14 protein-coding genes and 1 riboswitch are annotated in these 17,294 nt (G+C 63.9%); of the genes, 7 read left to right on the forward strand and 7 right to left on the reverse strand.

Going from position 1 to position 17,294, the window contains the following annotated elements:
• Position 1: 1 nt before the first annotated feature.
• The 3 genes from Q0743_RS03375 to Q0743_RS03385 are packed head-to-tail and all read right to left on the reverse strand — an operon-like array spanning position 2 to position 2,919.
• A complete protein-coding gene (locus Q0743_RS03375; RefSeq protein WP_298240178.1) occupies positions 2-940 on the reverse strand; it encodes a prephenate/arogenate dehydrogenase family protein in 939 nt (312 codons plus the stop codon).
• Entirely contained in the window at positions 937-2,034 is a 1,098-nt protein-coding gene (locus Q0743_RS03380) for a histidinol-phosphate transaminase (RefSeq protein WP_298240179.1), read from the reverse strand. The genes Q0743_RS03375 and Q0743_RS03380 overlap by 4 nt, the downstream gene beginning before the upstream one ends.
• A gap of 36 nt (positions 2,035-2,070) precedes the next feature.
• A complete protein-coding gene (locus tag Q0743_RS03385; protein WP_298240180.1) occupies positions 2,071-2,919 on the reverse strand; it encodes a chorismate mutase in 849 nt (282 codons plus the stop codon).
• 159 nt (positions 2,920-3,078) lie between these two features.
• Positions 3,079-3,158, forward strand: a riboswitch (SAM riboswitch).
• An 89-nt stretch (positions 3,159-3,247) separates the two neighbouring features.
• On the opposite strand from Q0743_RS03385, the gene Q0743_RS03390 reads away from it, so the two are divergent.
• Both Q0743_RS03390 and metW read left to right on the forward strand, forming a co-directional pair.
• Entirely contained in the window at positions 3,248-4,453 is a 1,206-nt protein-coding gene (locus tag Q0743_RS03390; protein WP_298240181.1) for a homoserine O-acetyltransferase, read from the forward strand.
• Between the two features lie 2 nt (positions 4,454-4,455).
• Positions 4,456-5,118, forward strand: coding sequence for a methionine biosynthesis protein MetW (gene metW / locus Q0743_RS03395; protein WP_298240182.1), 663 nt, complete (start codon positions 4,456-4,458; stop codon positions 5,116-5,118).
• A 152-nt stretch (positions 5,119-5,270) separates the two neighbouring features.
• Here the strand turns inward: metW and Q0743_RS03400 are convergent, their stop codons facing one another.
• Complete coding sequence (locus Q0743_RS03400; RefSeq protein ID WP_298240183.1) at positions 5,271-6,134, reverse strand: alpha/beta hydrolase; 864 nt, start codon at positions 6,132-6,134, stop codon at positions 5,271-5,273.
• A gap of 215 nt (positions 6,135-6,349) precedes the next feature.
• Between Q0743_RS03400 and Q0743_RS03405 the strand changes: the two genes are divergently transcribed.
• Positions 6,350-7,036 carry a TIGR02594 family protein gene (locus tag Q0743_RS03405; RefSeq protein WP_298240184.1) on the forward strand — a complete coding sequence of 229 codons (687 nt, stop codon included), beginning with the start codon at positions 6,350-6,352 and terminating at the stop codon, positions 7,034-7,036.
• 115 nt (positions 7,037-7,151) lie between these two features.
• Here the strand turns inward: Q0743_RS03405 and Q0743_RS03410 are convergent, their stop codons facing one another.
• Positions 7,152-7,955, reverse strand: a complete 804-nt coding sequence (locus Q0743_RS03410; protein WP_298240185.1) for an MOSC domain-containing protein — start codon at positions 7,953-7,955, stop codon at positions 7,152-7,154.
• A gap of 239 nt (positions 7,956-8,194) precedes the next feature.
• On the opposite strand from Q0743_RS03410, the gene clpB reads away from it, so the two are divergent.
• The 4 genes from clpB (at position 8,195) to Q0743_RS03430 (ending at position 12,496) form a co-directional block, all read left to right on the forward strand.
• On the forward strand, positions 8,195-10,846 hold the full coding sequence (clpB, locus tag Q0743_RS03415) for an ATP-dependent chaperone ClpB (RefSeq protein ID WP_298240186.1): 2,652 nt from the start codon (positions 8,195-8,197) through the stop codon (positions 10,844-10,846).
• Between the two features lie 338 nt (positions 10,847-11,184).
• Entirely contained in the window at positions 11,185-12,039 is an 855-nt protein-coding gene (locus Q0743_RS03420) for a hypothetical protein (RefSeq protein WP_298240187.1), read from the forward strand.
• Positions 12,040-12,070: 31 nt separating this feature from the next.
• Positions 12,071-12,268, forward strand: coding sequence for a hypothetical protein (locus Q0743_RS03425; protein WP_298240188.1), 198 nt, complete (start codon positions 12,071-12,073; stop codon positions 12,266-12,268).
• 87 nt (positions 12,269-12,355) lie between these two features.
• Complete coding sequence (locus Q0743_RS03430) at positions 12,356-12,496, forward strand: hypothetical protein (RefSeq protein ID WP_298240189.1); 141 nt, start codon at positions 12,356-12,358, stop codon at positions 12,494-12,496.
• A gap of 36 nt (positions 12,497-12,532) precedes the next feature.
• On the opposite strand, the gene Q0743_RS03435 is transcribed toward Q0743_RS03430, so the two are convergent.
• Both Q0743_RS03435 and Q0743_RS03440 read right to left on the reverse strand, forming a co-directional pair.
• Positions 12,533-14,152 (reverse strand): SMP-30/gluconolactonase/LRE family protein, encoded by a 1,620-nt coding sequence (locus Q0743_RS03435; protein ID WP_298240190.1) that lies wholly within the window; start codon positions 14,150-14,152, stop codon positions 12,533-12,535.
• A gap of 152 nt (positions 14,153-14,304) precedes the next feature.
• Positions 14,305-16,368 carry a M23 family metallopeptidase gene (locus Q0743_RS03440; protein ID WP_298240191.1) on the reverse strand — a complete coding sequence of 688 codons (2,064 nt, stop codon included), beginning with the start codon at positions 16,366-16,368 and terminating at the stop codon, positions 14,305-14,307.
• Positions 16,369-17,294: the final 926 nt, after the last annotated feature.

Raw genomic sequence — 17,294 nt, forward strand, 5'->3', positions numbered from 1 at the left:
GCTACGGCTTCTTGCCGAGCTGGCCATGCTGGCGGCCGAAATCGGCGGCCGCCGAGTCCTGGCCGATCTCGACGATACCGCGACGGATGGCGCGGGTGCGGGTGAAATGGTCGAACAGCGCTTCGCCGTCGCCGCGGCGGATCGCGCGGGTGAGCTTTGCCAGATCCTCGGTGAAGGTGCCGAGCATCTCCAGCACGGCCTCCTTGTTGGCGAGGAAGACGTCGCGCCACATCGTCGGGTCGGAGGCCGCGATACGGGTGAAATCGCGGAAGCCGCCGGCGGAGAACTTGATGACTTCCGATTCCGTCACCTGCGCCAACTCGTCGGCGGTGCCAACGATGGTGTAGGCGATCAGATGCGGCAGATGGCTGGTGATCGCGAGCACGAGATCATGATGATCCGGCGTCATCACCTCAACCTTGGCTCCCATCGCCGCCCAGAACGCGCGCAAGCGATCGGTCGCCGCGGCCTCGACGCCTTCCGGCGGAGTGAGGATGCACCAGCGATTGATGAAGAGTTCGGCGAAACCGGAATCGGGGCCCGAATGCTCGGTGCCCGCGACCGGGTGCGCCGGCACGAAGTGAATGTCTTTCGGCAGATGCGGCGCCATGTCCCTGACGATCGCGCCCTTCACCGAGCCGACGTCGGAGACAACAGCGCCGGGCTTCAGATGCGGCGCGATCTCCTGCGCCACCGGCCCGCAGGCGCCGACGGGAATGCAGAGGATGACGAGATCGGCATCCTTCACCGCTTCCGCATTGGTCGCCACGACCTGGTCGACGATGCCGAGCTCCATCACCCGCGCCCGCGTCTTCTCCGAGCGTGCGGTGGTGACGATCTCGCCGGCCAGCCCCTGAAGCTTCGCAGCGCGCGCGATCGAGCCGCCGATCAGGCCGAAGCCGATCAGCGCGACGCGCTGGAAATGCACCTGCGCACTCATTTGCCGGCCAAGAAGTCGCGCAGGCCGTCGACGGCGAGGCGGTTGGCCTCCTCGGTGCCGATGGTCATGCGCAGAGAATGCGGCAGGCCGTAGTTCTTCAGGCCGCGCAGCACGAGGCCGCGCTTGGTCAGGAAGGCGTCGGCATCGTCGGCGGTCTTGCCCTTGTCAGTCGGGAAGTGGATCAGCACGAAATTGGCGACGCTCGGCGTTACCCTCAGCCCGAGCCTGCCGATCTCCTCGGTCAGCCAGTTGCGCCAGGTCTCGGTGAACTGCTTCGACATCGCCTGGTGCGCGGTGTCCTCGATCGCGGCAACGGCCGCGTACATCGCCGGGGTCGATACGTTGAAGGGACCGCGAATGCGGTTGACCGCGTCGATGATGTGCTCGGGGCCGAACATCCAGCCGATGCGCAGCGCGGCAAGGCCGTGGATCTTGGAAAAGGTGTGCGTCACCACCGTGTTCTCGGTGGTGGCGACCAGCTCGATTCCCATTTCATAGTCGTTACGAGAAACGTAGTCGCAATAGGCGGCGTCCAGCACCAGCAGCACGTGCGAGGGCAGGCCGGCGCGCAGGCGCTTGACCTCGTCGAACGGCACATAGGTCCCGGTCGGGTTGTTCGGGTTGGCGAGCCAGACCAGCTTGGTCTTCGGCGTCACCGCCTTGAGGATGGCATCGACGTTGCAGGTGAGGTTGGTCTCCTGCGCGACGACGTTCTTGGCGCCGACCGCCATGGTTGCGATCGGATAGACCAGGAAGCCGTGCGTGGTGGAGATCGCCTCGTCGCCGTGGCTGAGATAGGTGTGGGCGAGCAGATTGAGGATCTCGTCCGAGCCGGCGCCGCAGATGATGCGATTGGGATCGAGCCCGAAGGAGCGGCCGATCGCCTCGCGCAGCACGCGCGAGGTCCCTTCCGGATAGTCTTCCAGGTGGTCCGCCACATGCTTGAACGCCTCGATCGCCTTGGGCGAGGGCCCGAACGGCGTCTCGTTGGCCGAGAGCTTGAACACCTTGCGGCCCGGCTCCGCCACCGGACTCTTGCCGGGCGTGTAAGGCGCAATATCGAGAATGCCGGGATTCGGCACGGGGCGGGACATCTTCAACTCCGAAAGTGGCTTTAAGCGGTACGCGATTTACGATTTTGGCCCGGTCGGGGGCACCGTATAGCGCGTTGCGTGGCTGCCGACGAGGGCCGTGGAGCGTACCGAGGCCCCCGCCTCGATCAGGGCAGCCCTGATTTTATCGATGCTGGTCGCGCTCGTGACCGAGACCAGCAATGCGGCGCCGTCGAAGGCGGTGTCGGGTACCGCCACGATCTCGGCGAGCGGCGACAGCGCGCGCGCGACCTCGGCGTTCCACCCGGACACGCGCACGCTGAAGGTCTCGACCTCGGTCACCAGGGCGCTGTCGGCGACGCGCGAGATCGCGAACACCGGCAGTGCGGCCGGATGGTCGGCACGCTCGATGAAGGGCATCCGGGCGATGATCTTCGGCGCGCCCCGCGCTTCCAGCTCCAGCCACCACGGCGTGCGGCTCGAGGTGGCCGAGACCATTGCCAAATCGCCCTTGGATTTCGCCACCGCCTCGACTGCGGCCTGCGCGCTGAAATGCGCGACGTAAGGGACCGTGAAGCCGAAATGGAAGCGCACGGAATCGCGCATCGCCGCCTCGCTGGCCGAGATGTCGGCATGCACGGAGAACGGCGCCTGCACGTAAGTGAAGGTCGAGATGATGACGCGCCAGATGCTCTCCACCGTGTCGAGCGGCAGGATGCCGCGATGACGCTGCACGAGCTCGCGCATCATCGAGGCCTCGCGCGCAGGGCGAAATGCCGAGCCGACCTCCTGGGTCTGCTTCACCTGGATCAGGCGGTCGATGATGTCGCCACGCTGCATCAGCAGGCGATGCATGCCCTCGTCGATCGCATCGATCTCCTTGCGCAGTTCCTGCAGCGATGGTGGCGCGGGCGGACGTTGGGACATGGCTTGGACTGTTGATGGTTCCGATGGGGGATGTCCTGATTAGGCAGTCAGGGCCGCGAAAGCAAAGAGAAATGACGTCCTTTTCGGTCCGCGCGACACAGGCGAATTGGGCCGATCCGGGCCGCGACTTGACGAAAACCGCCCAAGACGGTAGCTTTTGCGCCGTTCCGTGGTCATTTGAGCCGGCCGGCTTGCAGCCACGTTAAAAAACTCGCTAAACAGGCCGGGGACGCTTCCGATCCCGGCCGAACCTATCGTTCAGGCCGGGTTTTTCATGGCCTGATGCAAGTGGCGATCACGCGTTTGATCGCAAACGAGGTCGATGGTCATGGATGGCGTCAAGTCGATACCTAGCCCTGCGATCAGCGCTGACGAGCGGTCGCATGAGGTGGATCATCCGAGCTCGCAGGTCGCGCATTTCGGCACCGAGCAGCCGCTGCGGCTGGATTGCGGCGTCGATCTCACCCCGTTCCAGATCGCCTACCAGACCTACGGCGAGCTCAACGCCGATCGCTCCAACGCGGTCCTGATCTGCCATGCGCTGACCGGCGACCAGCATGTCGCCAATGTGCATCCCGTCACCGGCAAGCCGGGCTGGTGGGAAACCCTGGTCGGCCCCGGCCGTCCCATCGATCCCAAGCACTACTTCATCATCTGCTCCAATGTGATCGGCGGCTGCATGGGCTCGACGGGCCCGGCGTCGATCAACCCCGCCACTGGCAAGGTCTGGGGCCTGGATTTCCCTGTAATCACCATCCCCGACATGGTGCGCGCGCAGGCCATGCTGATCGACCGGCTCGGCATCGACACGCTGTTCGCGGTGGTCGGCGGCTCGATGGGCGGCATGCAGGTGCTGCAATGGACCGCGGCCTATCCTACGCGCGTGTTCTCCGCGCTGGCGATTGCCTGCGCGACGCGGCATTCGGCGCAGAACATCGCCTTCCACGAGCTCGGCCGCCAGGCCGTGATGGCCGATCCGGATTGGCACGGCGGCGGCTATGCCGATCAGGGCATCCATCCACATCGCGGGCTCGCGGTGGCGCGGATGGCGGCGCACATCACCTATCTCTCGGATGCGGCGCTGCATCGCAAGTTCGGACGCCGCATGCAGGACCGCGAGCTGCCGACCTTCTCGTTCGATGCCGACTTCCAGGTCGAGTCCTATCTGCGCTACCAGGGCTCCTCTTTCGTCGAGCGCTTCGACGCCAATTCCTATCTCTATCTGACGCGCGCGATGGACTATTTCGACATCGCCGCCGACCATGACGGTGTGCTGGCGAAAGCGTTCGCCGATATCAAGACCCGCTTCTGCGTGGTCTCCTTCACCAGCGACTGGCTGTTCCCCACCTCGGAATCGCGTGCGCTGGTGCATGCGCTGAACGCCTCGAGCGCGCGGGTGTCGTTCGCCGAGATCGAGACCGATCGTGGCCACGACGCCTTCCTGCTCGACGTGCCCGAATTCTTCGACATCTCGCGCGCCTTCCTGCAATCGGCAGGTAAGGCACGCGGGCTCACCGGCAAGAAGGACGGCTAACGATGTCTGTGCAGGAAGTGCTGCCGTTGAATGGCGCAACGACGAAGGCGTCCGATCAATATCGCGCCGACCATGTCCTCGTCGCCGACATGGTCAAGCCCGGCTCGAAGGTGCTCGACGTCGGCTGCGGCGAGGGCGATCTGCTCCAGCTGCTGGAGACCCGCGGCATCGACGGCCGCGGCATCGAGCTGTCGCGCGAGGGCGTCAACCGCTGCGTGGCCAAGGGCCTTGCGGTGGTGCAGGGCGATGCCGACACCGACCTCGTCAATTATCCCGACGATGCCTTCGACTACGTGATCCTGTCGCAGACGCTGCAGGCGACGCGACAGCCGCGGGTGGTGCTGGAAAATTTGCTCCGCATCGGCCGCCGCGCCATCGTCTCGTTCCCGAATTTCGGCTTCTGGAAGATGCGGCTGCAGCTGCTGATCGGCGGCCACATGCCGCGCACCGAGAACCTGCCGGCGACCTGGTACGACACCGCCAACATCCATTTCTGCACCATCAAGGATTTCGTGCAGCTCTGCGACGAGATCAACGTCAAGATGGAGCGCTCGGTCGCGCTCGACCTCTACGGCCGCCCGGTGCCGCTCAACCTGCCGTGGTGGGTGTGGAACATGTTCGGCGAGCAGGGCGTGTTTTTGCTCAGCCGGGGTGGGGGAAAGTAGCGGCCTCCGCGCTCTTTAAGATGAGAAGCCGAGACCTATCCTCGTCATTGCGAGCGTAGCGAAGCAATCCAGCGTCTTTCCGCGGCGGCAGTCTGGATTGCTTCGTCGCAAGAGCTCCTCGCAATGACGGCGCGTGCGGGGGCGCCTTCGTCCTAATGCGCCGCCAGCGACCTGGAATCCCGCACCGGCCATCGCCCTGCTTCCACCAGCGTGACGAACCGCTCCACGCTTTCGTTGAACAGCGCGGGCTCTTCGAGATTGAGCACGTGGCCGGACTTTGGAAACATCGCGAGCCCCGCCGCGGGCAGATGCTTCTTCAGAAACAGGCTTGCGCCCACGCACGGATCGTCCTCGTCGCCGCAGATGATCAGTGCCGGCGTCATCGCCTTCGCGATCGCATCGGTCATTGCATAGATCGAGGGGCGGCCGCCCTGGAAGCCGCGCATCGTGCGCGCCGAGCCCTTTGAATCATGGCGCGCCAGAGCGGCGTAGAAATCGGCGTGGCCGCGCGGATCCTTCACCAGAAAGGGAATCCGGCTCGGCGCCTCCCGCGTGACTTTCGCGACCTCGGCCGAGCCCAGCGTCTCGAACTGCTCGGCATTGGCGCGGCACTGCTTGCGCCAGGCCTCCAAATTCTCGAGCTCCGAACCCGAGCCGACACCGGCCAGCGTCATCGACAGCGCGCGCTGCGGCGCGTTCAGTCCGATCTGCAGCGACGAATAGGCGCCCATCGACAGGCCTACGAGATGCGCGCGCTCGATCTTGAGATGATCGAGCACGGCAAGCGCGTCGGTGTAGAAATGTTCGTAGGTGTAGACCTCGCCTTCCGGCACGTCCGACGGCGTGTAGCCGCGCGCCGAATAGGTGATGCAGCGGTGGCCGCGCGAGAAGTAGCGCATCTGCGGCTCCCAATTGGTGTAGTCGGCCGCGAACTCGTGCAGAAAAATGATCGGCGTTCCCTGGCCCGCCTCTTCGAAATAGATGCGGACGTCGTCCCTGGTGGTGGCGTGGGGCATTAACCGTTTCCCTCTCTTCAAGCCGCCCTTGCAGAATTGCAGTTAATGCTGATGTCCGCAATGCGGCAGCATTGGACCAGTGTCGGCACAAAATCATCACAGCCATTCGCAGGCGGCCGCGTCTTTTTCTCGCCACATCCGGCGGCTTAACGGCCCGACGGATGTCGGCCCAGCACGGGTCGGCGGAAAGTGGGGGTGTCAACGAAGGATGAAGAATGGTTGAGTTGTTTGCGTCTCGCCTGTCGCGTTGTGTTGTTGCGCTGGCGATCTTCTCGGCGGCGGTTGCCGCGTTCGTTTCTCCGGCCTCAGCGCGGCCGCATCATCGTCATAGCGCAGAGCGGCACGCTTCCGTGCACCATGCCAGACATCATCATTACCGCCATCATGCCCGCAGCTCGCGCTTCGAGCGCAGCGCAGAGCAGTTGCAGGCGAGCGGCTTTGCCGGCACGCAGGCCAGCTACGATCCGAACGCCAATGGCGGCATGCCGAGCAAGGCTAGGGTTAACATCGCGATGGCCGGTAGCGAAGCGACCGCAAGCGGCGGTTTCGGTGGCGGTTCGGGCCTCGTGTCCGAGGCGCGCCGCTATATCGGCGGCAATCCCACGGGACGCGGCAGCCTGTGGTGCGCGCGCTTCATGAACATGGTGCTGCAGCACACCGGCCATCAGGGTACGGGATCGGACATGGCGAACTCGTTCGCGCATTACGGCACCCGCGTCTCCGGTCCGCAGGTCGGCGCCATCGCGGTGATGTCGCGCGGCCGCCGCGGCGGTCATGTCGGCATCATCACGGGCATCGACGCGCAGGGCAATCCGATCATGATCTCCGGCAACAACGGCAACCGCGTCCGCGAGGCGCCGGTCTCGCGCGGCCGGATCTATGCGTATGTGATGCCGAATTAAGCCTCGTCATTGCGAGGAGCTCTTGCGACGAAGCAATCCAGACTGTTTCCGCAGATGCATTCCTGGATTGCTTCGCTGCGCTCGCAATGACGGAGCGTGTTGAGCCGGTGTCGGCTCACACCAATCTCGGCTGTTCAACCGCGACGGCGTCACCCACTCCGATGTCGCCGTCGGCGATGACTTCGCCATAGATGCCGCAGTCCATGTGGCCGAGATGACGCGAGAGCGTCGGCGGGATCTCGAGATCGCGCTTGGCCGTCACCGGGTCGACATTGGTGGCGGGGCAGCGGACGATGCGCTTGATCACCTTCAGCCGCGCCTGCCCGATCGCGAGCGTCTGGCCGACAAGGTCGAGCTCCGACCAGGCCGGCCAGCCCTTCACGTAGAGATTGGCGCGAAAGCGAAGGGGATGCACCGCGATGCCACCCAGCATGGTCTCGATGGCGCGGACGCTGTTCAGGTTGATGATGGAGACCACCTTGCGGGCGACGTCGGAGAAACTATGGTCGCGGCCCGACAAGAGCTTGGGCGGTCCCTTCAGCTCGGGCTGAAAATTCTCGGTGAAATAGCGCTCGATGGTGGCGCGCCCGGCTGCAGTCTCGAGGTCCCCGCTGGCGACGATCTCGCCGCCCCTGCGGATGGTCAGGATATTGCTGGCATCGTCGAAGCGGCTGTCGAGCTCGGCCAGCCGCTCATTGCGCGCGAGCATCAGGAACTGGATTTTCGGCTTCCACTCGGGCTGCTCGGGATCGAAGCCGCTCGGGCCGTTCTCGATGGCGTAGCGGCGGTCGGCGGGAAGGGTCTGGCCCGTCCGTAAGGGGACGCGGCGCAGAGGCTCCGGCGTCAGGCCCTTGATCGGGTAGCGGTAGAGGCCGGTGATCTCGGCGGTCTGGCTGGCTGGCTTTGCGGCAGGGGTCATGCCGTTACTTAAGGGATTCGACCCGGACCCGCCAAGCCGGCGGATCGGCGCACGAAATTGTGAAGGCGCCTCTTTCGCATCCGCAACCTGCTTCCCACATCTGCCTCAGGCCGGCGGCAACGTCGGTAAGGACGGCCGTTACCGGTTGAGAAACGTCAATGCGGTAAGCGGAAAACCCAATGAAGATGCCGCTTGGGGTGCCTTAGAGGGCCCCGAGGGCAGGCCGAGGGACAGAAAAGATGAATATCGACAAATACACCGAACGCTCCAGGGGCTTCATCCAGTCCGCGCAGTCGCTCGCGATGCGCGAGGGGCACCAGCAGTTCTCCACCCTGCATGTGCTGAAGGTTCTGCTGGACGACAATGAGGGGTTGGCTTCCGGCCTGATCGACCGCGCCGGCGGCAATTCCCGCGCTATTCTGAAGGCGACCGAGGACGCTCTCGGCAAGGTGCCGAAGGTCAGTGGCGGCGGCGCCGGCCAGATCTATCTGGCGCCCGAGCTCGCCCGCACCTTCGACGCGGCTGAGAAGGCCGGCGAGAAGGCCGGAGACAGCTTCGTCACCGTCGAGCGGCTTTTGCTCGGTCTCACGCTGGAGAAGACCAGCGAGGCGGGCACGATCCTCAACAAGGGCGGCGTGACGCCGCAAAACCTCAATGCGGCGATCGAGGCGCTGCGCAAGGGCCGCACCGCGGACTCGGCGACTGCCGAGAACGCCTACGACGCGCTGAAGAAATATGCCCGCGACCTGACCCAGGCCGCGCGCGACGGCAAGCTCGACCCGGTCATCGGCCGCGACGAGGAAATCCGCCGCACGATCCAGGTGCTGTCGCGCCGGACCAAGAACAATCCCGTCCTGATCGGCGAGCCCGGCGTCGGCAAGACCGCCATCGCCGAAGGCCTCGCGCTGCGCATCGTCAACGGCGACGTGCCCGAGAGCCTGAAGGACAAGAAGCTGCTGTCGCTCGACCTCGGCGCGCTGATTGCGGGTGCAAAGTATCGCGGCGAGTTCGAGGAACGGCTGAAGGCCGTGCTTCAGGAAGTGACCGGGAGCGAGGGCACCTTCATCCTGTTCATCGACGAGATGCACACGCTGATCGGCGCCGGCAAGGGCGACGGCGCCATGGACGCCTCCAACCTGCTCAAGCCGGCGCTCGCCCGCGGCGAGCTGCACTGCATCGGCGCGACCACGCTCGACGAGTACCAGAAGCACGTCGAGAAGGACGCCGCGCTGGCGCGGCGCTTCCAGCCGATCTTCGTCAGCGAGCCCTCGGTCGAGGACACCATCTCGATCCTGCGCGGCCTGAAGGACAAGTACGAGCAGCACCATGGCGTGCGGATCACCGATTCCGCGCTGGTGGCGGCGACGACGCTGTCCAACCGCTACATCACCGACCGCTTCCTGCCCGACAAGGCGATCGACCTGATGGACGAGGCCGCGGCGCGGCTGAAGATGCAGGTCGATTCCAAGCCCGAAGAGCTGGACTCGCTCGACCGTGAAATCATCCGGCTCAAGATCGAGCAGGAAGCCCTGAAGAAGGAAAGCGATCTCGGCTCCAAGTCCCGGCTCCAGACCCTGGAAAAGGACCTTGCCGAGCTCGAGGAGAAGTCGGCGGCGCTGACGGCGCGCTGGAGCGCGGAGAAGAACAAGCTCTCCGATGCCCAGAAGCTGAAGGCCGAGCTCGACGGCTTGCGGGTCGAGCTGGCCAATGCGCAGCGGCGCGGCGAATTCCAGAAGGCGGGCGAGCTGGCCTATGGCCGGATCCCGCAGCTCGAGAAGCAGCTGGCAGACATCGAGGCCAAGGACGACACCAAGCAGAGCTCCGGCGAGATGGTGGAGGAGGCGGTCACCGCCAACCACATCGCGCAGGTGGTCTCGCGCTGGACCGGCGTGCCTGTCGACAAGATGCTGGAAGGCGAGAAGGAAAAGCTCCTGAAGATGGAGGAGCAGCTCGGTAACCGCGTCGTCGGCCAGGCCGAGGCCGTGCGCGCGGTCGCAACCGCCGTGCGCCGCTCCCGCGCGGGCCTGCAGGACCCGCACCGTCCCACCGGGTCGTTCATGTTCCTGGGCCCGACCGGCGTCGGCAAGACCGAGCTGACGAAAGCTTTGGCGGAGTACCTGTTCAACGACGAGACCGCAATGGTCCGCCTCGACATGTCCGAGTACATGGAGAAGCACTCGGTCTCGCGGCTGATCGGCGCGCCTCCGGGCTATGTCGGCTATGACGAGGGCGGCGCGCTCACCGAGGCGGTGCGGCGCCGGCCTTATCAAGTCGTGCTGTTCGACGAGATCGAGAAGGCGCACCCTGACGTCTTCAACGTCCTGTTGCAGGTGCTCGACGACGGCCGCCTGACCGACGGCCAGGGCCGCACCGTCGACTTCCGCAACACGCTGATCATCATGACCTCGAACCTCGGTTCGGAATTCCTGGTGAACCAGCCGGAGGGCGAGGACACCTCGGCCGTGCGCGATCAGGTGATGGGAATGGTGCGCGGGCACTTCCGCCCCGAATTCCTCAACCGCGTCGACGAGATCATCCTGTTCCACCGCTTGCAGCGCAGCGAGATGGGCCGGATCGTCGAGATCCAGTTCGCGCGGCTGCAGAAGCTGCTGACCGATCGCAAGATCGTGCTGACGCTCGACGCCGCAGCTCGCGACTGGCTGGCTGCCAAGGGCTGGGACCCCGCCTACGGCGCAAGGCCGCTGAAGCGCGTGATTCAGCGCCACCTCCAGGACCCGCTCGCCGAGATGATCCTGGCCGGCGACGTCAGGGATGGCGATGCCGTCGCGATCTCGTCCGAAGGCAACGTCCTGACCTTCAACGGCAAGGCGCCGCAGACCGCCGAGATCACCCAGTTCGAGGCGCCGGCGGCGAAGCGGAAGCTGAACTGAACGCGGCAGGTCGAAGCCTGAAACAAAGATTGCCCCGGAGAGATCAGTCTTTCCGGGGCGATTTTTTCGGGCCGTTGGCAAGTTGAGTGCACAGGCCGAAGCCGTGATGTTCGATGCCTGCAAGCACTTCGGTGCAGCCTTACCGAGATATGCACGCTATCTACAATTTTGGTGCGCTGCACGCAGAAAGAGTGTTGTGCAAATGAAACACGGCAAGCGCTTTAGCGCTTCGGCTGTACGAATCTTCTTGAACAACCCGTCACATCGTCGCCACAATCCCTAACGGGGAGTTAAGGGGGCGTGGCATGCGTAGCGTGGGGGCGTTGCGTCGACGTGGAATGGCGTTTCTCGCCTTCGCGTTGCTCGGATCGGCGTTATCGGGCTGTACCACGATAGAAGGAGGCCCCCCGCGCTTGTTTACTGTAGCGGAGGAGGCAGATGTTGCGCGCGCTCGACTGACAGCTGCCGAGGATGCGTATTATCGAGCAACAGCGAGCAAGTGGTCGCGAAACGAAATCGTTGCGGCACGGATGCGTGAAATCGATTCGTACTATTTCGCGTTTGAGGCCTCACTAATTCGAGAACGCCAGGAGTCAGGTTTTGTCAGCTCGATCGTCAGCCTTGCGCTTACGGGTGCTATTCCGCTTGTCGGTTCGCTAGGTACAAAAAGTGCGCTCGGCGCGGCGTCGACTTTCGTACAGGGTGGCACCAAGGCTTTCAGCGACGAAGTTCTGTTCCAAAAAACCGTCCAGGTGTTGGCGACGCAAATGCGGTCCCACCGCGCCCTTGTCGCCTCCCAAATTGTCGATCGGATGCGAAAGCTCGATATCGATGCCTATCCGTTGTCGATGGCGCTGGGAGATCTTGATGAGTATTACGCGGCCGGAACAATCGCCGGAGCCTTGATCGAGATTCAAAAAACCGTTTCCGCGCAGTCAGCCGAGGCTGAGACAACCAAGGCCGTGTTGATGGTGCAGGGCGGCACCTTCGATTCCACGGACGCAACGATGAAACTCGTAAAGAAATATCTTGCTCCCGGTCCAAAGCACGCCGCCCGCGTGGCGCTTCTGAAAAAGTGCCTCGTGCCCCGCGGCTTTCTCGCGGCTCCTAGCACCTACGCTTTTAGTCCATCTTCCGGGCGAGCAAGGGCGATCATGATGGATTGCGCGCAGCAAGCCGGGGATCCGATGTAAATATTTTACGCATGTATTGAGGAGACGGCAGATGCCCCAGAGTGCAACAACGATAGATTATTTGGATCCAGATCCAGCAAAAAATAAGACTGACCTGAAATCAGATATTCAGGACTTTATCGCGCTGCCGGAAGCTAGGAAGATTGACATCATTAAGATTGGTGCCAGCGGCTATAGAGCGGTTCTTGTTTCGGACAACCCGCCCTTGTCGCAAAACTCCGACGTCTAATTCTCGGATCAAGCTTGCACGAGTTGGCTAGCGCTGCTGCGTCAAAGTGCATTTTGGCAAGCCAAATGCCCAGCACAGGAAAACACCATGGCGGAGACAAAGAATCTCACGACGGAAGAAGCTCAAGAGAAATGTTTTGAAGCTCTTGATAAGGAGAAGACCACCATGATTACCTTGGAGAGGGAGGATGACGGTATCAAGTGGACGATAACTATCCTGCCCGATTAGGGCCTGTCCCATCGTCGATTCCTGAACGCGCGAGACTTACTTCTTCACCACCTTGTAGATCGCGTTCTCCACGTCCGACGAGAAATAGATCACGCCGCTCGCTCCGATCCCGACGCCCGTCGGTATGTTCGTCGGCAGACCACCCGGCGTGCCCGGCAGCCCAATCGGGAGATTGGCCGCGATCTCGGTGACCGTGCCGTTGTCCGGCGCAATCGCGATCAACCGTTTGGCGCCGACTTCCGCCACGACCAGCATGCCGTCGCTGCCGCGCGCAATGCCCTCGGGCATTTTCAGCTCCTTGGCGATGATCGTCTTCTCGCCGTTGGCGTCGATCCGGGACACGGTGCCCGCAAAAGCCTCGGTGAGATAGACCTCGTCGGTCTTGCCACGGACCAGCCCGACCGGGCCCTCGAGGCCGCCGATCAGCGTGGTGCGGTCCTTGCCGTGCTCGCCGCTCACCTTGACCAGCGACTTGGTGCCGAGCTCGGCCACCAGAATGCTGCCGTCCGCGAGCACGATCGCATCATGTGGCGCCTTGAAGCCGTGCAGCATGTCGCGCGTTGCGCCGGTCTTGCCGTCGATCACCTGCACCGTGCCGGTGAACCAGCTCGACAGCACCACGTCGTTGCCCCGCGCGGTCGCGCTCATCGGATATTCGAGCGTCGTGCCCGCGGCGTGCATGCGCGCCTTCTCTGTGACTTCGCCCGTCGCGCCGTCCACGGTGCGATAGGCGAATACGTCGGCGATATGGATCGTATCCTTGCCGTTCTCGCTAGTGACGCCGATGCCGCCCGGCAGCGCGAGCTTGCCGATGATGACTTGCCTGGCCTGACCGGTCGCGGGATCGACCTCCTGGATGCCGTTGTCGGCCATGTTGGAGACGTAGATGCGGTCCTTGTCGTCGATGGCGAGATTGTCCAGCGACGGCTTCAATTGCGCGACAGTAGTCTTGCCGCCCGTTTTGACATCGACGCGGACGAGCTGGCCGAGCGCGGTGTCGACCACGAAGAGATTGCCCTTGGAATCGAAGTTCACCGCGGCCGGGACCTTGAAGCCGTCGGCGACGACGGTGAGCTCGGCCTTGTCGACGTCGACCTTTGCGACCTGGCCCTTGAACCAGAGCGGACCGTAGAGCTTGTCGTCGGGACCGAACTCGAAGCCGTTGAGGCCGCCCATCTTCTCCATGATCTGGCGGGGCGGTTTGACGCCTTCGACGTCGATCTCATAGAGCGTGTCGCCGAGGAAGACGGTGGTGGCGTAGAGCCGGCCGTCCTTGCGGAAGGCGAGCGAATTGATTCCGGGAAGGCCGGATGCAAGCTTCTTGATCGGGCCATCGCCCTTGCGCGCATAGAGATCGCCGGTGAGGAATCCTGTCCAGGCCATGGTGCCGTCTGGCGCGAACGCGATGTCGTCGGCCATGCCCACGGGAGAGGGGATTGCAACCTTGGCGGTACCGCCCGAGATGTTCACCTCGTAGAGCGCAGCGCCGGCGACGCTGCCGGCGAACAGATGGCCGGCCTTGTCGATGCCGAGCCCGTGCACGCCATGGAAGGCCGAGCCGGGAACGAGCTTCGTCACCTCCCAGTTGTCGGCAAATGCGCTCGTGGTGGCCAAAAGCGCAGCGACAAAGGCCGCGCAGGCGAGCCTGTTCTTCATGGCGAGACCTCCCGTTTTTTGGAAAGTATTCGCTCCTCAGACCGCTTTGGCAAACGAAACTTCTCGTCGTGATGCTGGCAGGCAGCTTCACGCGAACAACGATGAATTCGGATTGTGTTTGGCGATGTCCGGCCGGTCCTGGCCGGTTGCTATCAGCGGTTGCTGACCTGCAGCGGCCCGCCGGTCGCGTCCGACATCCGGGCGATGGCGCCGCCGCGGCCGCTCATCATGCTTTCGAGCCGGTCGCGCTCCTTCTCGAAGCTTGCGAGCATCGGGCCTTCGAGCGAGCGGCCGCGCGGCAGCTTCACGCGCATCGGGTCGACGAAGCGGCCGTTGACGAGGATCTCGTAGTGGACGTGGGGGCCGGTCGACTGGCCGGTCGAGCCGACGAAGCCGATCACCTGGCCCTGACGCACCTTCTTGCCCGCCTCCATGCCCTTGGCAAAGGCCGACATGTGGCCGTAGGCGGTCTCGTAGCCGTTGGAATGCTTGATGCGGATGTACTTGCCGTAGCCGCCTTCGGGGCCGACCTTCTCGATCACGCCGTTGCCGGAAGCGAAGATCGGCGTGCCGTAGGCGGTGGCCCAGTCGACGCCGGTGTGCATCTTCACATAGCCGAGGATCGGATGGCGGCGGCCGCCGAAGCCCGAGCGCATGATGGCGTTGTTGACGGGCTTCCTGACCAGGAACTTCTTTGCGCTCTTGCCGGTCTCGTCATAGTAGTCGACGACGCCGTCGTCGGGGCTCTGGTAACGATAGTATTTCTTGGTCTCGCCGCCGACGGTGAGGGAGGCGAACAGCACGTCGTTCTTTTCGCTCGACGTCACGCCCTCGTCTTCGCCGGCATAGAACACGTCGAAGGAATCGCCCGGCTGCACCTTGCGCTGGAAATCGACGTCGTAGGAGTAGATCTTGATCATGTCCTCGATGACAGGCATCGGCACCTTGTTGCGCATCGCGGTCTCGTAGATGCTCTGGTACAGCCGCACGCCGGAGCCGTCATCGTCGTCATCGTCGTCGCTGCTCGCGTTGGCTGCGGCGTCGGCGACGGTGTTCATGCTGGAGACGTCGACCGCGACGTATTTGCCGAGATCGGACAGCGCCGCGATCGCCTCGACCATGGTCTCGTTGGCGACGACGACGCGGTAAGGCTGGAGGCGGGCGCCGGGATTGGCGGGCGCCATCAGGATGCGGAGCTTCTCGCCTTCCTTCAGGCCGCCGTCGCGGCCGCGGGGCCCGAGCGTCGCGGTGATCGCCTTGATCTCGTCGGCATTCGCGCCGAGATCGCGCAGCACCGAGGCGACGCTGTCGCCCTTCTTGACCAGATGGACGCGTTCGCCATTGGGATTGCCGCCGGTGATCTGCTCCTTGGTCTTGGGCAGCAGCGTCACGTTTTCCGGCACCACGCGCGTCTCGAAGCCGGCATAGGGATCGGACGGCGAGGCCTCGGGCGCGTAGGCGGTTCTGATGTCGGAGGGGCCGGTCGCGCCGGAAATGTCGGCGGCGGCATTGGCGAGCGAGGCGTAGCGCACCCCGCCATTGCCGCGCCAATTGGCGGCGTCGCGCACCCGCATCAGGATGTCGTCGAGTGCCACCACGGCGGAAATCTTGGCCTTCGGCAGCACGGCCGACAGGTCCTTGGTGACGAAGGAGACTTCCGCATCGGGCTCGACGGCTTCCGGATTGTTCGGGTCTTCCGATGCCGTCTTCGGATCGGAGCCGACATCGGTGAGTAGGCGCTGGGCGTTGAACGGCGGAATCTTCGCCGACAGATCGCTCGTCGTCATCGACAGATTGCCGGCGATCCGCACGAAGGGACGCACCCGCATCACGTCGCGGTTGCCGACGCGGGCGACGGTGGAGACGCGCACGATGTTGCGGGAGGCCGTGGATTCGCTCGGCGGCGGCAGGCGGTCGCTCTTGTGCAGCGTGGCGGCGCGGTCGGCGGCGCCGAATGCACCGCGCAGCGCGCCCTCGACCCGCTCCGGCACCTTGGCGAAGGTCATTTCGCCGTCGAGCGATGCGAAAACGGCGCCGCCGATCAGGGCTGCGCCGCAGAGTCCGGTCAAGATTGTCCCGCTGAACCACTGCACAGAGACGCGGCGGCGGTCGATGACGGCAGCTTCCGAACCATCGACGGACAGCGGCGGCTCGTGGCCGAGATCGATGATCCCGGTCTCACGCCCGTAAGCGCCGCGTGACGTCCTGTGGTTCACTCAAGTCCCCCAATCAACGACCCAAGAAGCCCGGTCCGAACCTTCCCCTCGTCGCCCTCTTGAAGGGGCATCGCCGGAAAAAGGCAAGCCGCACAGGCGTCCGCGCTCAGGAGGCCCCCGACGGGGACCGGCCGAAATTACGAACAGCTGGACGGAAAAAGCTCTCTCGATGTCTCTCGAATGTCCGGGGAAGGCCGCGTCATCTGCAAGATCGCCTTCCTCTGACCCCATGAAAACCGCTGGCAGCCCCCACTGGCGTCCCCGCGATTCAAGCTTGTCTCTTATCAGAACGCCGCGGGATTGTGGCTCAAGTACGGCGCCTAATATGGAAAAAGTTTCCTGAACGGGTGGCCTTAACGGGCCCCGTCTGACTACGGGCTGAGCCCGGCCCGAGCGGGCACAAGCCCCATCAGGCTTGGAAGGGCGCGTTGGGTCCGAAGTGGATCGATTGGGGAAGGGCCTCGCCCGCCCCTGGGGTGGGGGGTGCCGGGAAAGGCGCCAGGAGAGGGTGCCCGGAGGGGCTCTGAAGCCCCCTCCGGAGCTCGCCGGTGAGCAAACTTTTTTTCAGATTTTTTGCCGAGTCAGGCCGGTCGTCGCATTCCATGGTTCGCTAATTCATTGGAATCGCTTGAATTTTTGTGGCGATCCAATGTACGACGATTTGTTGACGATTGGCGTTGACAGCCCGGAAGGTGGGGCCTATAACCCCAACCACTGAGCGCGGCGCCGCCGGGTCACTGACCAAGGCGAGCGAACGCGCCACTGATGCTCCTCACCTTGTTGAGTGACACAACAGCCGACACAAGTCGGTTGGAGTTCATCCATCGTCGGTAAGGGTGTCGGAACCCTTCCTCTCAGGAAGGTTGGGGCCTCTCCGGTCCCGGGCTGTTTGACAAGTGAAGATGAAGAAAGAGAAACGTGGACGG

It is taken from the genome of uncultured Bradyrhizobium sp., assembly GCF_936943645.1.
In the GTDB taxonomy this organism is placed as follows: domain Bacteria; phylum Pseudomonadota; class Alphaproteobacteria; order Rhizobiales; family Xanthobacteraceae; genus Bradyrhizobium.

Bases quoted from the DNA above. Each gene is read 5' to 3' on its own strand.
- Q0743_RS03375 (WP_298240178.1), bottom strand. From the start codon at position 940: ATGAGTGCGCAGGTGCATTTCCAGCGCGTCGCGCTGATCGGCTTCGGC.
- Q0743_RS03380 (WP_298240179.1), bottom strand. From the start codon at position 2,034: ATGTCCCGCCCCGTGCCGAATCCCGGCATTCTCGATATTGCGCCTTAC.
- Q0743_RS03385 (WP_298240180.1), bottom strand. From the start codon at position 2,919: ATGTCCCAACGTCCGCCCGCGCCACCATCGCTGCAGGAACTGCGCAAG.
- Q0743_RS03390 (WP_298240181.1), top strand. From the start codon at position 3,248: ATGGATGGCGTCAAGTCGATACCTAGCCCTGCGATCAGCGCTGACGAG.
- metW (WP_298240182.1), top strand. From the start codon at position 4,456: ATGTCTGTGCAGGAAGTGCTGCCGTTGAATGGCGCAACGACGAAGGCG.
- Q0743_RS03400 (WP_298240183.1), bottom strand. From the start codon at position 6,134: ATGCCCCACGCCACCACCAGGGACGACGTCCGCATCTATTTCGAAGAG.
- Q0743_RS03405 (WP_298240184.1), top strand. From the start codon at position 6,350: ATGGTTGAGTTGTTTGCGTCTCGCCTGTCGCGTTGTGTTGTTGCGCTG.
- Q0743_RS03410 (WP_298240185.1), bottom strand. From the start codon at position 7,955: ATGACCCCTGCCGCAAAGCCAGCCAGCCAGACCGCCGAGATCACCGGC.
- clpB (WP_298240186.1), top strand. From the start codon at position 8,195: ATGAATATCGACAAATACACCGAACGCTCCAGGGGCTTCATCCAGTCC.
- Q0743_RS03420 (WP_298240187.1), top strand. From the start codon at position 11,185: ATGGCGTTTCTCGCCTTCGCGTTGCTCGGATCGGCGTTATCGGGCTGT.
- Q0743_RS03425 (WP_298240188.1), top strand. From the start codon at position 12,071: ATGCCCCAGAGTGCAACAACGATAGATTATTTGGATCCAGATCCAGCA.
- Q0743_RS03430 (WP_298240189.1), top strand. From the start codon at position 12,356: ATGGCGGAGACAAAGAATCTCACGACGGAAGAAGCTCAAGAGAAATGT.
- Q0743_RS03435 (WP_298240190.1), bottom strand. From the start codon at position 14,152: ATGAAGAACAGGCTCGCCTGCGCGGCCTTTGTCGCTGCGCTTTTGGCC.